The following is a 16780-nucleotide window of genomic DNA, read 5'->3' as shown; positions in this document are numbered from 1 at the left end:
TTGCTTATATTTTAGTTAAAAAGATTGAAAATGAGGAAATATAGCCCCGAAGGGCTATAAAATAGAGTTTTATTCTTGTTCTTTAAGTTTTAAATTTTGTTCGCCATAAAGCCCTGTTCCAACAGGAATCATTCTACCTAGAATAACATTTTCTTTTAAATCTTCTAAGTAGTCAAATTTACCTGCTATACTTGCTTCAGTTAAAACTTTGGTAGTTTCTTGGAATGAAGCCGCAGAAATCACACTATCACTTCCAATCGCTGCTCTTGTTACACCTAAAAGCACAGGCTCGGCAATAGCTGGTTCTCCACCCATTCTAATGATTCTTTCATTTTCTTCACGGAATTTACGTCTTGAAACCAAATCACCTTCAATAAATTTCGTATGTCCACTATCTACAACTTTTACTTGTCTTAGCATTTGAGAAACGATAACTTCTATATGTTTATCAGAAATCACAACACCTTGTCCGCGATAAACTTGCTGAATTTCAGAAATCAAATAATAATGCAAGGCTTTTTCACCTAAAATTTTAAGCACATCATGACTCGAAACAACTCCATCTGTAAGTTTTTCACCTGCATGAATAAACTCTCCATCTCTTACTTGAATATGTTTTGATTTGTCGATTAAATACTCAGCACTTGTTCCATCTTCTGCTTGGATAATAATTCTTTCTTTAGAACGCAAAGGCTTATCAAAACGAACAACACCATCAATTTCTGCAATCACAGCCGCATTTTTTGGTTTTCTTGCTTCAAAAAGTTCAGAAACTCTTGGAAGACCTCCTGTAATATCCTTTGATTTAGCTGCTGCTTTTGGAGTTTTTGCTAAAATATCTGCTTGAGCAATTTTATCGCCATCATGAACAAAAATAACGGTTTTTGGTTCAAGGTGATAACGCACAGCTTTATCACCTTTTCCTGCAATTACCAAAGTTGGTCTAACTCCGCTAGGTAAATACTCATTAATTACTAAAGAACGCTTACCTGTAGCTTCATCAATTTGCTCATCAGCACTATAACCTGCTTCAATATCCTCAAAGCTTACAACACCATCAATTTCTGCAATGATAGTATTATTATAAGCATCCCATTCTGCAATCACTTTTCTTTCTTTTTTAGGAGCACTTGCAATGATAGTATTTGCGTCATCGATTTTTTCACTATCGTTAAATTCTATCTTAGATTCTCTTGGGATATAGTGTCTTTTTGCTTCTCTATCATTTTCATCAGCAATCACTACAAAGAATCCTTTTTCTTTAACAATATCACCTTTTTTAACATTTTTTACTCTATCTAAACCATCGCCTTTAAGGATGTAAAATTTGAGCGTTCCTTTTTCGCCTGCTTTGATATTTTGAACTATAGGCTCGCCATCTTCTACTAAAATTTCACTCGCAAAAGGAATACGATTTGGTACATTCCAACCCTCTTTAATCACTTCTACGATACTTTCATTTTCTTCTACTTGCATGCCGCTTTGATATGGCAAATAAAGTTTTCCATCTATACTGCCACTTACACCTGCTAATTCATTTGGTTTAGCAAGATCGTATTTTCTTAGTATGTATTTTACTTCTTGTTTTTTATCTTTAATAGAAACAATCACATCTTCATGAATATTTTCTATATTAATCACACCTTTAAATGGAGTTTTGATTTTTGGCTCCACAAGTAAAACCGCCGCATTTCTACGATTTGCTACGATATTTTTACCTTGTTTGTTTTTATAAGTTTTAAGATTATAAAATCTTATAAAACCTTCTTTTTGTGCGCTTACTTGTCTATCTTGTAAATCCGTACTTGCAGTTCCCCCGCTATGGAAAGTTCTTAGAGTTAGCTGCGTTCCTGGTTCACCGATAGATTGAGCGGAAATAATTCCCACTGCTTCGCCTGGTTTTACTAATTTACCTTCACCAAGATTGATACCATAACATTTTGCACAAATTCCTTTTTTAGCTTTGCAGGTGATAGGAGTGCGGATATTGACACTTTTTATACCGCTTTCGCCAAGAATTTTTGCTTTTTCCTCATCCATTAAAGTACCTTCTGCAAAAAGCACAGAATTTGTAATAGGATCAATCACATCCTCAGCTAAAACCCTGCCTAAAATTCTTTCTTCTAAAGTTTCTATAATAGAACTATCTGCGGTAATTTCATTGATTTCAACACCCTCATGTGTTCCACAATCTTCAATGGTAATTTTTACATTTTGTGCAACATCGATGAGTTTTCTTGTCAAATAACCCGCATTTGCTGTTTTAAGAGCGGTATCTGCAAGACCTTTTCTAGCACCGTGAGTTGAAATAAAGTATTCAAGAACATTTAGCCCTTCACGGAAATTTGAAATAATAGGCGTTTCGATAATAGAACCATCAGGTTTGGTCATAAGTCCTCTCATCGCAGCAAGCTGAGAAATTTGAGCTGCACTACCCCTAGCACCAGAATCTGCCATCATATAAATAGAGTTAAAACCTTCTTTATCTTTTTCTACAAGCTTCATCATTTCTTTTGAAAGAACATTGTTTGTACTTTTCCAAATATCAATGATTTTATTGTATCTTTCCCCTGAAGTAATCAAACCGAGATTATAAGAATTTTGAATTTCTCTTACTTGTTTTTTTGCTTCATCGATAGCTTTTTGTTTATCATTAGGAACAATAATATCTGCAATCGAAATTGAAATACCTGCTTTAGTTGCATATTCAAAACCTAAATTTTTAAGTCTATCCAAGAAACTTGCTGTAATCTCTAAACCACCTTGTTTATAAACATAATCCACAAGCGCAGCAATGTCTTTTTTCTTTAAGACTTTATTCCAGCTATTTTCAGGCACAAAATCAGGTAAAATGGATTTAATAATCAATCTTCCTGCTGTAGTGGTAATCTTTCTACCATCTACCATAGTTTGTATGCTCGCATGAATATCCAAACACTTGCTTTCAAGTGCCATCATCACTTCATCAATGCCTGTACAAATTTTATGCGAACCTTTAGCACCTGCTTTTTCCAACGAAAGATAATAAATTCCTAAAACCATATCTTGCGATGGAACGGTTACAGACTTACCGCTTGCTGGTAAAAGAATATTCATTGATGAAAGCATAAGCACTTTACATTCTGCAATAGCCTCTTGAGAAAGCGGTACATGCACTGCCATTTGATCCCCATCAAAGTCTGCGTTAAATGCTGCACAAACCAAAGGATGAAGTTGTATAGCCTTACCTTCCACTAAAACAGGATGAAAAGCTTGGATAGAAAGCTTATGCAAAGTAGGTGCACGGTTTAGCATAACAGGATGTCCCTTTACTACCTCTTCTAAACATTCCCAAACTTCATTGGTTTTGTTTTCTATCATTTTTTTAGCTTGTTTTACTGTGGTTGCATAACCTTTTTCTTCAAGCTTAGCTAAAAGATGTGGCTTAAAGAGCTCTAAAGCCATTTTTTTAGGTAAACCACATTGATCCATTCTAAGTTTTGGACCTACAACAATAACGCTACGACCTGAGAAATCCACCCTTTTACCTAGTAGATTTTGTCTAAAACGTCCTTGTTTCCCTTTGATGATTTCACTTAAAGATTTTAATGGGCGTTTATTTGCTCCTTTTACAGCATTAGCACGACGACCGTTGTCAAAAAGTGCATCAACAGCCTCTTGAAGCATTCTTTTTTCATTTCTGATAATGATTTCAGGTGCATCAAGTTCCATAAGTTTTTTAAGACGTGTATTTCTATTGATAACACGACGATATAAGTCATTCACATCAGAAACTGCAAATTTTCCACCATCTAAAGCCACTAAAGGACGCAAATCTGGCGGTAAAACTGGAAGATTTGTAATCATCATCCATTCAGGACGATTTGGTACGGCTTCATCACTATCGGTATTGGCGTTTAAATTTGAATTTAAGAAATTTTCTACTACTTTTAAGCGTTTAATGATGGTTTTTTTCTTAGCCTCTGAATTTGTAGCCGCCATTTCTTCTTTAAGCTGATTTAAAAGTGCCACAAGATCTAAATTTGCAAGTAAATCACGAACAACTTCTCCACCCATTCTTGCTTTAAAGCCACTATTTTCATAGCGTTGCATTAAATTTTGATATTGCTCTTCGTTTAAAACATCACAATATTCTACTTTTTTGGTGCTTTCATTATCATAGAAAGCATCGCCTGGATTTTCAACGATATAAGCTTCATAATAAAGCACACGCTCAAGATCTTTCATCTTAACACCCAAAAGCGTTCCTATACGGCTTGGAAGAGAATTAACATACCAAATATGAGCCACAGGAGTTACAAGCTCGATATGCCCCATTCTAGAACGACGCACTTTTGAATTTGCTACTTCAACACCACATTTTTCACACTTAACGCCTTTAAAACGCATTTTTTTGTATTTACCACAAAGACACTCATAATCTCTTATAGGTCCAAAAATCTTTGCACAAAAAAGCCCATCTCTTTCAGGCTTTAAGGTTCTATAATTAATAGTTTCTGGTTTTTTTACTTCTCCATAAGACCATGATTTGATTTTTTCAGGACTTGCAAGTCTCAGTTGAAATGCTTCAAAATCTCTAGGTCTTGCATCTTCTTTAATTTCTATTACTTTAAATTTACTCATTATCTTCATCCTTATCAAAAATCTCAACATCTAAAGCAAGAGATTTAAGCTCATTGGTTAATACAAAAAATGTTTCAGGAATTCCTGTTGCTGGAACATTTTCACCTTTTGTCAATGCTTTATAAGCACTAAATCTACCTTCTACATCATCTGATTTTATGGTTAACATTTCTCTTAAAGTGTGAGCCGCTCCATAAGCTTCAAGTGCCCAAACTTCCATTTCTCCAAATCTTTGTCCCCCAAAGAGTGCTTTACCACCCACAGGTTGTTGGGTAACCAAGCTATAAGGTCCTGTACTTCTTGCATGAACTTTTTCATCAACCAAGTGATGGAGTTTTAGCATATACATACATCCTACATGAACACGCTCTGCAATTTTTTCCCCCGTGCGTCCATCATAAAGTTCTGTTTTGCCATCCATATCTATCTTAGCCATTTTAAAAAGCTTGCTAAATTCTTCTATATTTACACCTTCAAAAACAGGAGTAGAAAATTTAACTCCTTTACTCCAGTCTCTAGCATAGTTTAAAAGCTCTTCATCGCTTAAGCTTTTAATAAATTCTTTTTCGTTTGCAAGTCTTGGAATAGAACAAATTTCAAGCATTTTCGCTCTTAATTCTTTAAGAAAATCTTTTTGCTTTCTATCAAAAATTTCTTGAATTTGATCCCCAAGTCTAAGTCCAACTAAACCTAAATGACTTTCTAAAATTTGACCTATATTCATACGACTTGGAACGCCAAGTGGATTAAGCGCAATATCCACACTCTTACCATTTGGCAAATAAGGCATATCTACTTCAGGAACTATAGTTGAAACTATACCTTTATTTCCATGACGTCCTGCCATTTTATCACCGACTTTAAGCTTTCTTTTTGTAGCAATATAAACTTTAACAAGCTTAATTACCCCACTTGGTAAAATATCATCTTTTTCTAAAATTTCAAGCTTTTCATCGTGTTCTGCTTTTAATTTTTTCTTCTCATTTTGGAAATGATTTTTTAAATCATCGTATTCTTTTTGAATCTCTTTAGAATAAGCTTTAATCAAAGTTGTTAAAGTAAAACGATTGATTTTTTCAAGTTCGCTAATATCTGCAGTTTGTCCTTTTTTATAATTTTTATCTCCAATTTTTTGATCGCTATTTAAAGAAGCTTTGGAAAGAAGAGCACAAACACGAAGCATTTCTTCTCTATCCATCATCAAAAGTCTATCATGATGCTCTTTTTCTAAAGCCATTTTTTCTTTATCATAAGATTTTATTGCGCGATCATCTTTTTCATAGCCTTTTTTAGTGAAAATTTTAACATCCACAACAACACCCTCTAAAGAAGCGGTTGCATAAAGGGATTTATTCACAACATGTCCTGCTTTTTCTCCAAAAATCGCTCTTAAAAGTCTTTCTTCAGGAGTTGGTTTAACCTCACCTTTTGGAGAAACCTTACCCACCAAAATCATACCTGGTTTGATATGGGTACCAATTTTTGCAATACCGCTCTCATCAAGATGCGCAACATCTTCTTCTTTTACATTTGGAATATCTTTGGTAATTTCTTCTATACCGTCTTTTAGTTCTCTTGCTTCAATTTCTTTTTCATAAATGTGCACGCTTGTAAAAGTATCTTCACGAATAATTCTCTCACTTACAACTATAGCATCCTCATAGTTATAACCATTCCAAGGCATAAAAGCGATTAAAGCATTTTTACCTATAGCAAGTTCGCCTTGATCCATAGAAGGACCATCTGCGATAATTTGTCCTGCTTTTACTATATCACCTTTTTTAACAATAGGGTGTTGAATATAATTTGTATTTTGATTGGTTCTTAAATTTTTCTCCATAGTGTAATGGTCAATAAATGGACCTTTATCATCTTCACCTAAAATGAAAATGCTTTTATTATCCACTTTCTCAACCACACCGCCACGCTTTGCTTTAACAGCTTCCCAAGCATCACGCGCAATAATTTGTTCCATACCTGTTCCTACTATCGGAGCTGAAGCAGTAAGAAGTGGCACAGCTTGACGTTGCATGTTTGAACCCATTAGCGCTCTGTTTGCATCATCGTGCTCTAAAAACGGAATCAAAGAAGCTGCAACTCCAACAACCATACCTGAGCAAAGATCGATTAATTGCACTTCTTCGCGTCTTGCAAGTATAGTTTCACCATCTTGCCTAGCCTCAACAAATTCTTCTACTATATTGCCTTTAGCATCAACCTTAGTTGAAGCTGGTGCGATAAACAAGCCTTCTTCTTGTGTCGCTGTAAGATAAACAACTTCATTAGTCACTTTACCATTTACAACTTTTCTATATGGCGCTTCAACAAAGCCAAGTTCATTTACTTTTGCATAAGTAGAAAGAGTGTTAATCAAACCAATATTTTGACCTTCGGGTGTTTCAACTGGACAAATTCTACCATAATGTGTCGCGTGAACATCACGCACTTCAAAACCTGCTCTTTCTTTTACAAGTCCACCTTCACCAAGCGCTGACAAACGACGCTTATGAGTAACCTCGCTTAAAGGGTTGGTTTGATCCATAAATTGCGAAAGTTGACCTCCTGTAAAAAATTCAATGATAGTTGTAGTAATCATTTTAGGATTGATTAAATCATAAGGCATTACTTTATCAAGATCCGCATTTAAAGAAGTAAATTTATCTCTGATCGCCTTTTGCATTTTTGCAAGACCTAAATGAAGTTCATTGGCTAAAAGTTCACCTATAGAACGGATACGACGATTTCCTAAATGATCTCTATCATCAATATGTCCTTTACCATTTTTTACTTTAATTAAATATTTTGCAGTTTTAATAATATCTTCATTAGTCAAAACAGTAACATACTCAGGTACTTCAAGACCTAATTTATGGTTCATTTTCATACGACCCACCTTGGTAAGATCGTATCTTTCAGGATTGAAGAATAAATCATTTACAAAAGCCTTCGCTGCATCTTTTACCACAGGTTCACCTGGGCGCATAACTTTGTAAATTCTAATCGCAGCTAAATCATTTTCATCATCGATATTTTCACTTTGTTTAAGAAGTTTTAGAGTTTCTCCATCTTGAGCAAAGGAGTTAATAATCGCTGCATCAACGCCATTAGCCAAGTCATTTGCTATATCAAAACTTTTTTGCTCTTTAATCTTAGCAAGCTTACTCTCATCTAACAAAGTTAAAGAATCAAATAAAACCTCTCCACTTTCTTTATCAATAATAGGATTTGCTAAATAACGATTAAGTAAAATTTCTACAGGATATTCTATCCATTTTAAACCGTCTTTAATAAGCTGTTCTGCTTTTTTCTTTGTAAGTCTTTTTCCAGCTTGATGAACGATTTTTCCTTTTTCATCTTTAATATCATATTCTATTCTATCCATAAAATCATTTGGATTAAATTCTGTTAAAAATTTATCTTTTTTCACATGTATAGTCTGAATAGGATAAAACAACTTAATAATATCTTGTTTTTTATACCCTAAAGCTCTAAAAAGCATAGTTACAGGAACTTTTCTACGCTTATTGATTCTTACATACAAAACATCTTTGGCATCGTATTCAAAATAAAGCCACGAACCACGATCAGGAATAATTTGTGCTGTATAAACAAGCTTATTTGCAACCGTTGAACTTTCTTCTTCTTTAAAAATAACACCAGGGCTTCTATGTAATTGATTTACAACCACCCTCTCAACCCCATTAATGATAAAAGATACACGATCTGTCATTAAAGGAATTTCGCGGATATAAATTTCTTGTTCTTTAATATCTTTTACGCCAACTTTTTCCCCTGTTTTTTCATCTTTTTCATGCAGAGTAAGACGGATTTTCATTTTTAAATTTACAGAATAAGTCAAACCTCTTTCCATGCATTCGCGAATGGTATATTTTGGCTTGCCTATTTCACTACTAACATATTCAAGACTCAATCTATTTTGCGGATCATGAATAGGAAAAATTGATTTAAAAACTTTTTCTATACCACTTTCACCATTATCAAGATTTAAAAAATAATCAAAACTCTTTTTTTGTAATTGTAGAAGATTTGGGATTTCTATTTGTTTTGAAATGTTTGAGAAGTCTACTCTTAAACGATTTCCTAATTTATTATCTAACATATCGCACATACCTCATGGTAAATTTTGTAAATTTAAAAAAGAAGACCTAAAAATTAGGTAAAAATAAAAAAAGAAGACTTGCCTTGGCAAATCTTCTTCTAACTTTAAAGCTTAAAATTACTTAAGTTCTACTTTAGCACCAGCTTCTTCAAGTTGTTTTTTAGCTTCCTCAGCTTCAGCTTTAGCCACACCCTCTTTTAGAGTTGAAGGAGTTTGCTCAACTGCATCTTTTGCTTCTTTAAGACCAAGGCCTGTAAGAGCACGAACGATTTTAATAACTTCAATCTTTTTAGCACCGCCATCAGTTAAAACGATATCAAATTCAGTTTTTTCTTCAGCAGCAGCTGCAGCACCACCAGCTGCAGCACCACCAGCTATCATTACAGGAGCAGCAGACACACCAAATTTTTCTTCAAACTCTTTTACAAGTTCTGATAACTCAAGAACACTTAAATTTGAAATATATTCTAATACATCTTCTTTAGAGATTGCCATTTTTTATCCTTTTATTTAATTTATTCAGATTCTTTTTTATTTTTAAGCGCATTTAAACCTATTGTGAAATTGGTAATTGGCGCATTCCAAACTTGCAAAAGCATAGCAAGCAACTCATTGCGTGAAGGCATTTTAGCAAGAGCTTTAACCTTAGCAACATCTGCAACTTCGCCTTCAATATGAGCTGTTTTGATTTCAAATTTATCGTTATTTTCTTCAAATTTAGCAGCTACTTTTGAAACACCTAGCTGATCTTCGCCCCAAAGATAAATATTTGTATCTTTAAGAACTAGACCTGTTTTACCGGAATTGTTAAGAGCAATGTTAGCCAAAGTATTTTTAACAATTTGAACTTTTACATTGTTTTCTCTTGCATTATTTCTAAGCTCTTCTAGTTTTTTTGTGCTAAGACCTCTGTAATTACAAACTACAATAGCTTCACTAGCTTTAAAACCTTCTTCAAGTTTAGCAATAATCTCAACTTTTTCGCTTCTAGTCACATTTTCTCCTTTCCGATTGAGATTTCAAGTAGAGTGGAAATCCAATTAAGCTTACGCCTCGACTATCTTCAATCTAAAATAAACATCTCAAAAAATCAAAAATTTTTTCAAATGTTTATTTTAAAACAAAAGAGTTGCAAAAAAGCAACTCTTATTTCATATCAAGCAATTCTTGTGTTTCAAGCTTTACAGAAGGGCTCATTGTCAAAGATAAAGCCGCATTTTTAATATATCTACCTTTAGCTGCAGCAGGTTTATGTTTGTTAATTGCCTTTACAAAAGTGCTAACATTGTCCCATAATTGTTCTTTGGAAAAACTTACTTTACCAAGACCTGCATGGATATTTCCTTGCTTATCAACACGGAAATTTACCTGACCACTTTTTGCATTATTAACTGCTTGAGCAACATCCATAGTCACTGTTCCAGTTTTAGGATTTGGCATTAAACCTTTTGGCCCTAAAATTCTACCAACTTTACCAACAAGTCCCATTAAATTTGGAGTAGCAATCAAAACATCAAAATTCATATTACCTTTTTGAATTTCTTCTACTAAATCATCGCTACCCACAATATCTGCACCAGCATTTTTCGCTTCATCAGCTTTTGCGTCTTTTGCAATTACAGCAACACGAACTTTTTTACCCGTTCCAGCAGGTAAAACAACAGATCCTCTTACCATTTGATCTGCATGTCTTGGATCAACATTGAGTTTTAAAGCAATTTCTACAGTCTCATCAAATTTAGCAGACTTTAAAGTCTTTATTGTATCAATTGCATCGCTTAAAGCATACTCTTTATTTGAATCAATTTTTTGTGATAATTCTTTTAATCTTTTTGCTATCTTAGCCATTTATTTTCTCCGCATTTTAAAGTGCTACCGCCTTTTACCTTGGCGGTGAAAGGATTAATCTACGATTTCAACACCCATAGAACGAGCTGAACCTGCAATAATTTTAGCAGCTTGATCTCTATCTTTAGTATTTAAATCTGCAATTTTCTTATCTACTATTTCTAAAACTTGAGCACGAGTTAACTTACCCACCTTATTTTTAAGTGGATTATCCGTACCTTTAGAAATTCCAGCTGCTTTTTTGATCAAATCCGTAGCTGGCGGTTGTTTTGTAATAAAAGTAAAACTTTTATCTGCATAAACAGTGATAACAACAGGGATATTAAAACCTGCCATATCTTTTGTTCTTTCATTAAAAGCCTTACAAAACTCCATAATATTAACACCTTGCTGACCCAAAGCAGGACCAACAGGTGGTGATGGGTTTGCTTTTGTGGCAGCAATTTGCAATTTAATTTCGCCTACGACTTTTTTAGCCATAACAAATCTCCTTACTTGATATAAATTAAATTATTTTCTCAACTTGAGAATATAAGATCTCCACTGGAGTTGAACGTCCAAAAATAGAAACATTTAATTTTAATAAACCACGAACCATATCATACTCTTCTACAATTGCAGTAAAGTTTGCAAATGGCCCTTCTGTGATTCTCACATTTTCCCCTTCTTCAAAAGAAATCTTTGGTTTAGGCGCTGCACGATTGTGAACTTTTTCCAAAATCAAATTAATATCTTTTTCTGTTAAAGGGGTTGGCTTTTTGGATTCTCCAATAAAACGACCAACCTTTGGAAGAGATTGAATGCGATGCCAAAGCTCTGTATTTAAATCAAGAAGTGCAAAAACGTATCCTGAATACAAACTTCTTTCGCTAATCTTCTCCTTTCCATTCTTAAATTCAATAACATCTTCAGTTGGAACAACAATTTCTTTAAGTTGTTCTTCAATTCCGTTATCTTTTACTAAATTTTCAATGGCTCTTTTAACTGCCATTTCACTGCCAGCATAAGTTTGAATTGCATACCATTTATGAGTACTCATTTACTCTCCTTATACGATCGCAGAAACAATAGAGGACATAAGCCAATCCACTAACGCCAAAAACAAAGAAATCACCACAACAACCACAAAAACTGTAATATAGGCATTTCTTACCTGTTCTTTTAAAGGAAAAATTACTTTCCTTAATTCGGCTTTTGATAATTTAAAATAAGTTATTAATTTTTCCATTTATTTAAACCTTAATTATGGCAGGGCAAGAGGGATTCGAACCCCCAACCATCGGATTTGGAATCCGGCGCTCTACCGTTGGAGCTATTGCCCTAAGGGCGCAAGCTTAACTTTTTAACTTAACTTCTTTGTGAAGTGTATGTTTTTTTAATCTTGGGCAATATTTTTTTAATTCTAATTTTTCAGTAGTATTTTTACTATTTTTATAGGTGCTATAATTAATATCACCACATTCTTCACACTTTAAACCAACTTTAATTCTCATTTCAATTTTCCTTAAAAAATTAAAGCCAAGCTTTTAACTTGGCTTTATTAAATTATTTAATAATTTTAGAAACAACACCTGAACCAACAGTTTTACCACCTTCACGAATAGCAAAACGAGTTCCTTCTTCAAGTGCTACTGGAGCGATCAAGCTTACAGTAATTCTCACATTTTCACCTGGCATAACCATTTCAACACCATCAGCTAATTTAATCGAACCTGTAACATCAGTTGTTCTTACATAAAACTGTGGTCTATAGTTGTTAAAGAATGGAGTATGTCTACCACCTTCATCTTTATTTAAGATATAAACTTCAGCTTCGAAGTCAGTGTGTGGAGTAATTGATTTTGGTTTAGCAAGAACCATACCACGGATAACTTCTTCTTTTTTAGTACCACGAAGAAGAACACCTACATTATCTCCTGCTTCGCCTTGATCCATTTCTTTTCTGAACATTTCAACACCTGTTACAGTTGTTGTTTGAGTATCTTTAATACCAACGATTTCGATAGTATCACCTACTTTTACAACACCTTTTTCAATTCTACCTGTAACAACAGTACCACGACCTGAAATTGAGAAAACGTCTTCAATTGGCATCAAGAAGTCTTTTTCAGTATCACGAGTTGGAGTTGGAATATAGCTATCAACTGCAGCCATAAGATCCATAATTTTTGCTGACCATTCACCATCTTGTCCAGCTTTAGCTTCTTCAAGAGCTTTTAAAGCAGAACCAGAAATAATAGGTGTATCATCGCCTGGGAAATCATAAGAGCTTAATAATTCTCTAATTTCCATTTCAACTAACTCTAAAAGTTCAGCATCATCAACCATATCTGCTTTATTCATAAAAACAACAATATATGGAACGCCTACTTGACGAGAAAGAAGAATGTGCTCTCTAGTTTGTGGCATAGGGCCATCTGCAGCAGAAACAACCAAGATCGCTCCATCCATTTGTGCAGCACCTGTAATCATGTTTTTAACATAATCTGCGTGACCTGGGCAGTCAACGTGTGCATAGTGACGATTGTCTGTTTCATATTCAATATGAGAAGTAGCAATAGTAATACCACGCTCTTTTTCTTCTGGAGCATTATCGATATTATCATAATCTTTAAGCTCTGCTAAACCTCTTCTAGAAAGAACAGCAGAAATAGCAGCTGTTAAAGTAGTTTTACCATGGTCAACGTGACCAATAGTACCAATATTTACGTGTGGCTTATTACGTGAAAATTTTTCTTTAGCCATTTTTTTCCTCCGTATAAAAAATAAATTGAGCAAAGCAAGTCTTATATCTATATAATTTTTTCAATTCATGGAGCTCATAGCGGGAATTGAACCCGCGACCTCTCCCTTACCAAGGGAGTGCTCTACCTCTGAGCCATACGAGCGCTCAGAAAAATTATACACAATAACAGACAACAAAAACTCTTAAATGGGATATATACTGTAAGTTAAAGGTTTTAAAATACAGCTCCCAGTTCTTTTAAATTATTGGAGCGGGAAACGGGACTCGAACCCGCGACCCTCAGCTTGGAAGGCTGATGCTCTAGCCAACTGAGCTACTCCCGCAAAGCATGGTGGTGAGTCGTGGATTCGAACCACGGAAGGCGAAAGCCAGCAGATTTACAGTCTGCCCTCGTTGGCCACTTGAGTAACTCACCATAAAAATATTGCTTTTTCAATATTCTGGTCAAACACTGCTAAAATAAATGGAGCTGGTTAAGGGACTTGAACCCCCGACCTGCTGCTTACAAGGCAGCTGCTCTACCAACTGAGCTAAACCAGCAAAAATAAAAGTAAGATTATAACTCAAAAAAAAAATTTTGTCAAGACTTTTTTAGTTTTTCTATAAAATTTTAGTCTTGTAAATTTTATTATCATAAACCAATATTATTTTTATCTATTTATGATAATCAAATAAATTTAAAAATTTCTTTGCTCTTTCGCTTTTTGGATTTTTAAAAAAACTTTTAGGATCATTTTCTTCGATGATTTTTCCTTTATCCATAAAAATAATTTTATCTGCTACAGCTTTAGCAAAACCCATTTCATGAGTAACAATAAGCATAGTCATACCCTCTTTTGCAAGATTTAACATCACTTCTAAAACTTCTCTGACAATCTCAGGATCCAGCGCTGCTGTAACCTCATCAAAAAGCATTAACTCAGGATTCATGCATAAACTTCTTACTATGGCAATTCTTTGCTTTTGTCCTCCGCTAAGTTCTCTTGGATAAGCATGAATTTTATGCAAAAGCCCCACCTTTTCAAGCCAAATTTTAGCCTCTTTTAAAACCTCATCTTTCTTTCTTTTTTGCACTTTCATAGGCCCTAGAAGTATATTTTCTTCAACACTTAAATGCTCAAAAAGCTCATAAGATTGAAAAACCATACCAACTTTTTGACGCATTCTTGGCCATTCTTTAAAATCTTTATCTATTTTCTCATTATCAATATAAATATTACCACTTGCAATCTCTTCAAGCCCATTAATACAACGCAAAAGCGTAGATTTTCCACATCCGCTAGGACCTAAAATCACCACAACTTCTTTAGCCTTAACTTCTAAATTAATATCTTTTAAGGCGTGATGCGAACCATAATACTTTTGTAAATTTTCTATTTTTAGTATACTCATTTTAGCTCCATTTTTTCTCTAATTTTCTTGAATATAAAGTGATAGGATAACAAAGTATAAAAAAGATAAAAAAAATCAAACCATAAATAATAAAAGGTGCAAAATCATTTCTATTATGAAATTCTATAATTTGTTGCCCTACTTTTACAAGCTCTACCGCGCCGATTAAATAAGCAAAGGTTGTACTTTTAATCATACGAGTAAGTAAATTCATGCTCATAGGAGTTAAACGACGCATAGCTTGTGGAATAATAACATAAGCAAAACTTTGCACCGTATTTAAACCTAAAGATGATGCACTTTCATACTGATGTTTTGGAATACTCTGCAAGGAAACACGCACCAAATCCATCATCTCAAAACAACCCCAAATGCTAAAAACAATAATAGCTGCACTTACAGAACTCAAATCCCACCCAAACCATCTAGGAAAACCAAAATACACCACAAAAAGCCATACTAAAAGTGGCATAACACGCACAAATTCTAAACCCAAACGACAAAAAGCATAGATATAGGTATTTTTAAAACTCATTAAAATTCCTAAAAATAACCCACCTATCGAAGTAATAATAATGCTGATAAATGAAATTTCAAGAGTGACAAAAAGCCCTTGCCAGAGTCTTAAAAGCGTATCGGTATTTAAAAGTTCAAGCATGAAGCAACCTTTTTTCAAACTTTAGCAAAATAAAAGACAAAGGTAAAATAATGCATAAATATCCCATAAACAACAAAAACAATAGCTCATCTGTCTTATAGGTTAAGGAATTTAAACTCTTCATTAAATTCACCAAATCTGGCAAGGCAATAATACTAACGACTGAAGTTTCTTTGATTAAAAATATAATATTAGCACTAATACTTGGCATAGAAATAGCCAAAGCTTGCGGCAAAATCACATAACGCAAATTTCCAAATTTTGAAAAACCCAAAGAAAGTCCCGCTTCAAACTGCTGTTTTCTTATGGCTTCAAATCCCGCTCTTAAACTTTCAGCCATATAAGAACCTCCTAAAAAACTAAGTCCTACTATAACACAAGCAAAAGAAGGCCTTAAAGTTTCTTCTACGCTTAAGCAAATCAAATCAAGCGGTGGAATTTGCTCTAAATGTATATTAAATTTAGGTAAAGCATAATATAAGAAAAAAAGTTGAATTAATAAAGGCGTATTTCTTGAAAACTCTATATAAAGCTTGCAAATATTTTCTAAAATTTTTATTTTAAAATAACTCATTAAAATACAAAACAAACCTATTATCAAAGAAAAAATAATTCCAAAAAAGCTTAGTTTTATCGTAAGCCAAGCAGCCGTTAAAAAAGCAGGAGCTTGAGCTAATATAAAATCAAAATCCATTCTCTACCTTAAATTTTACCAAAGTTCTTTCATGATCATATCTTTATTTAAAATTTCAATTCTACCTTTTTTTGTATCAATAAGTTCTGAAATTTTAAGTTCTTTTAACACTCGAGATAAAGATTGTGCTCTAACATTTAAATCAATTGCAATTTGTTTTTGTGAAATTGTATCTAAATTTTTTTCATTTTCCAAAAGATACTTTAATAATCTCGTCCTTAAATCTAATGCATTTTGAGATAATTTCTTTTCTAAAATTTTAATTTTATCAAAAAGTGAACTGATAAGTAAAAAATTGAATTCTTTATTTTCACTGCATAAATTTTGAAAATTAATAAAATCAATTTCCAAAATTTCTCCATCCTCTTCAAAAACAGCATTAGCAGGATAATTTAATTTTTTAAAAGCAGGCATTTCTGCTATAAAATTTGGAGGATTAAAATAATGCAAAGTAATTTCTTTATCACTTGCTGTACTTTTATAAATGCGTATTTTTCCCTTGAGTAAAATAAAAAATTTTTTAGCCTCTTCGCCTTCATAAAATAAAATACTATTTTTTTGAAATTTTTTTAATTTTCCTACACTAGATAAAAGTTCTAAATAATCTTTCATTATATAATATTTCCATTCTTAACTTATGTTAAATTTAATTTATCTTATTTTTGCTATATTAACGCCATAAAATTAACATTTAAGAAA

At 33.4% G+C, this 16780-nt stretch carries 13 protein-coding genes, 5 tRNA genes and 1 pseudogene; all 19 read right to left on the bottom strand.

What is annotated here, in order from left to right; genetic code table 11:
• Positions 1-69: 69 nt before the first annotated feature.
• The 19 genes and pseudogenes from rpoC to nssR all read right to left on the bottom strand — a co-directional run bounded on the left by rpoC (position 70) and on the right by nssR (position 16693).
• Entirely contained in the window at positions 70-4623 is a 4554-nt protein-coding gene (gene rpoC / locus FBF21_RS02600; protein WP_002869530.1) for a DNA-directed RNA polymerase subunit beta', read from the bottom strand.
• On the bottom strand, positions 4616-8752 hold the full coding sequence (gene rpoB / locus FBF21_RS02595; RefSeq protein WP_002859036.1) for a DNA-directed RNA polymerase subunit beta: 4137 nt from the start codon (positions 8750-8752) through the stop codon (positions 4616-4618). The genes rpoC and rpoB overlap by 8 nt, the downstream gene beginning before the upstream one ends.
• 108 nt (positions 8753-8860) lie before the next feature.
• Positions 8861-9238 carry a 50S ribosomal protein L7/L12 gene (rplL, locus tag FBF21_RS02590; RefSeq protein WP_002859903.1) on the bottom strand — a complete coding sequence of 126 codons (378 nt, stop codon included), beginning with the start codon at positions 9236-9238 and terminating at the stop codon, positions 8861-8863.
• Between the two features lie 20 nt (positions 9239-9258).
• The gene (gene rplJ, locus FBF21_RS02585; protein ID WP_002857585.1) at positions 9259-9738 is read right to left on the bottom strand and encodes a 50S ribosomal protein L10; all 480 of its coding nucleotides are present in this window, start codon (positions 9736-9738) and stop codon (positions 9259-9261) included.
• 151 nt (positions 9739-9889) lie between these two features.
• Positions 9890-10591 carry a 50S ribosomal protein L1 gene (gene rplA, locus FBF21_RS02580; RefSeq protein WP_002854928.1) on the bottom strand — a complete coding sequence of 234 codons (702 nt, stop codon included), beginning with the start codon at positions 10589-10591 and terminating at the stop codon, positions 9890-9892.
• A 54-nt stretch (positions 10592-10645) separates the two neighbouring features.
• Positions 10646-11071, bottom strand: coding sequence for a 50S ribosomal protein L11 (gene rplK, locus FBF21_RS02575; protein WP_002779452.1), 426 nt, complete (start codon positions 11069-11071; stop codon positions 10646-10648).
• A gap of 25 nt (positions 11072-11096) precedes the next feature.
• Positions 11097-11630, bottom strand: a complete 534-nt coding sequence (gene nusG, locus FBF21_RS02570; RefSeq protein ID WP_002851098.1) for a transcription termination/antitermination protein NusG — start codon at positions 11628-11630, stop codon at positions 11097-11099.
• A 9-nt stretch (positions 11631-11639) separates the two neighbouring features.
• Positions 11640-11819, bottom strand: a complete 180-nt coding sequence (gene secE, locus FBF21_RS02565; protein WP_002869529.1) for a preprotein translocase subunit SecE — start codon at positions 11817-11819, stop codon at positions 11640-11642.
• Between the two features lie 18 nt (positions 11820-11837).
• Positions 11838-11913: transfer RNA gene (locus FBF21_RS02560), tRNA-Trp, on the bottom strand.
• A gap of 12 nt (positions 11914-11925) precedes the next feature.
• Positions 11926-12084: a 50S ribosomal protein L33 gene (gene rpmG, locus FBF21_RS02555; protein WP_002793551.1), complete on the bottom strand. Its 159-nt coding sequence runs from the start codon at positions 12082-12084 to the stop codon at positions 11926-11928.
• A gap of 52 nt (positions 12085-12136) precedes the next feature.
• Positions 12137-13336, bottom strand: a complete 1200-nt coding sequence (gene tuf / locus FBF21_RS02550) for an elongation factor Tu (protein ID WP_002855271.1) — start codon at positions 13334-13336, stop codon at positions 12137-12139.
• Positions 13337-13404: 68 nt separating this feature from the next.
• Positions 13405-13479, bottom strand: a tRNA-Thr gene (locus FBF21_RS02545).
• Between the two features lie 104 nt (positions 13480-13583).
• A tRNA-Gly gene (locus tag FBF21_RS02540) sits at positions 13584-13660 on the bottom strand.
• A gap of 6 nt (positions 13661-13666) precedes the next feature.
• A tRNA-Tyr gene (locus tag FBF21_RS02535) sits at positions 13667-13752 on the bottom strand.
• A 49-nt stretch (positions 13753-13801) separates the two neighbouring features.
• Positions 13802-13877 (bottom strand) — tRNA-Thr (locus FBF21_RS02530).
• Positions 13878-13968: 91 nt separating this feature from the next.
• Positions 13969-14729: pseudogene (locus FBF21_RS02525) on the bottom strand (amino acid ABC transporter ATP-binding protein).
• 1 nt (position 14730) lies between these two features.
• Positions 14731-15387 carry an amino acid ABC transporter permease gene (locus FBF21_RS02520; RefSeq protein WP_002864176.1) on the bottom strand — a complete coding sequence of 219 codons (657 nt, stop codon included), beginning with the start codon at positions 15385-15387 and terminating at the stop codon, positions 14731-14733.
• The gene (locus tag FBF21_RS02515; protein ID WP_002859029.1) at positions 15380-16081 is read right to left on the bottom strand and encodes an amino acid ABC transporter permease; all 702 of its coding nucleotides are present in this window, start codon (positions 16079-16081) and stop codon (positions 15380-15382) included. Before FBF21_RS02515 ends, FBF21_RS02520 begins: the two co-directional genes overlap by 8 nt.
• Positions 16082-16096: 15 nt before the next feature.
• Positions 16097-16693 carry a nitrosative stress-sensitive transcriptional regulator NssR gene (nssR, locus tag FBF21_RS02510; RefSeq protein ID WP_002859028.1) on the bottom strand — a complete coding sequence of 199 codons (597 nt, stop codon included), beginning with the start codon at positions 16691-16693 and terminating at the stop codon, positions 16097-16099.
• Between the last annotated feature and the right edge of the window lie 87 nt (positions 16694-16780).

It is taken from the genome of Campylobacter sp. CFSAN093238, assembly GCF_012898015.1.
GTDB lineage: Bacteria > Campylobacterota > Campylobacteria > Campylobacterales > Campylobacteraceae > Campylobacter_D > Campylobacter_D jejuni.
This window is presented reverse-complemented; position numbering and strand designations above follow the sequence as displayed.

Excerpts from the sequence above, each read along its gene's own strand:
- rpoC (WP_002869530.1), bottom strand. The coding sequence starts at position 4,623 with ATGAGTAAATTTAAAGTAATAGAAATTAAAGAAGATGCAAGACCTAGA.
- rpoB (WP_002859036.1), bottom strand. The coding sequence starts at position 8,752 with ATGTGCGATATGTTAGATAATAAATTAGGAAATCGTTTAAGAGTAGAC.
- rplL (WP_002859903.1), bottom strand. The coding sequence starts at position 9,238 with ATGGCAATCTCTAAAGAAGATGTATTAGAATATATTTCAAATTTAAGT.
- rplA (WP_002854928.1), bottom strand. The coding sequence starts at position 10,591 with ATGGCTAAGATAGCAAAAAGATTAAAAGAATTATCACAAAAAATTGAT.
- rplK (WP_002779452.1), bottom strand. The coding sequence starts at position 11,071 with ATGGCTAAAAAAGTCGTAGGCGAAATTAAATTGCAAATTGCTGCCACA.
- nusG (WP_002851098.1), bottom strand. The coding sequence starts at position 11,630 with ATGAGTACTCATAAATGGTATGCAATTCAAACTTATGCTGGCAGTGAA.
- secE (WP_002869529.1), bottom strand. The coding sequence starts at position 11,819 with ATGGAAAAATTAATAACTTATTTTAAATTATCAAAAGCCGAATTAAGG.
- rpmG (WP_002793551.1), bottom strand. The coding sequence starts at position 12,084 with ATGAGAATTAAAGTTGGTTTAAAGTGTGAAGAATGTGGTGATATTAAT.
- tuf (WP_002855271.1), bottom strand. The coding sequence starts at position 13,336 with ATGGCTAAAGAAAAATTTTCACGTAATAAGCCACACGTAAATATTGGT.
- FBF21_RS02520 (WP_002864176.1), bottom strand. The coding sequence starts at position 15,387 with ATGCTTGAACTTTTAAATACCGATACGCTTTTAAGACTCTGGCAAGGG.
- FBF21_RS02515 (WP_002859029.1), bottom strand. The coding sequence starts at position 16,081 with ATGGATTTTGATTTTATATTAGCTCAAGCTCCTGCTTTTTTAACGGCT.
- nssR (WP_002859028.1), bottom strand. The coding sequence starts at position 16,693 with ATGAAAGATTATTTAGAACTTTTATCTAGTGTAGGAAAATTAAAAAAA.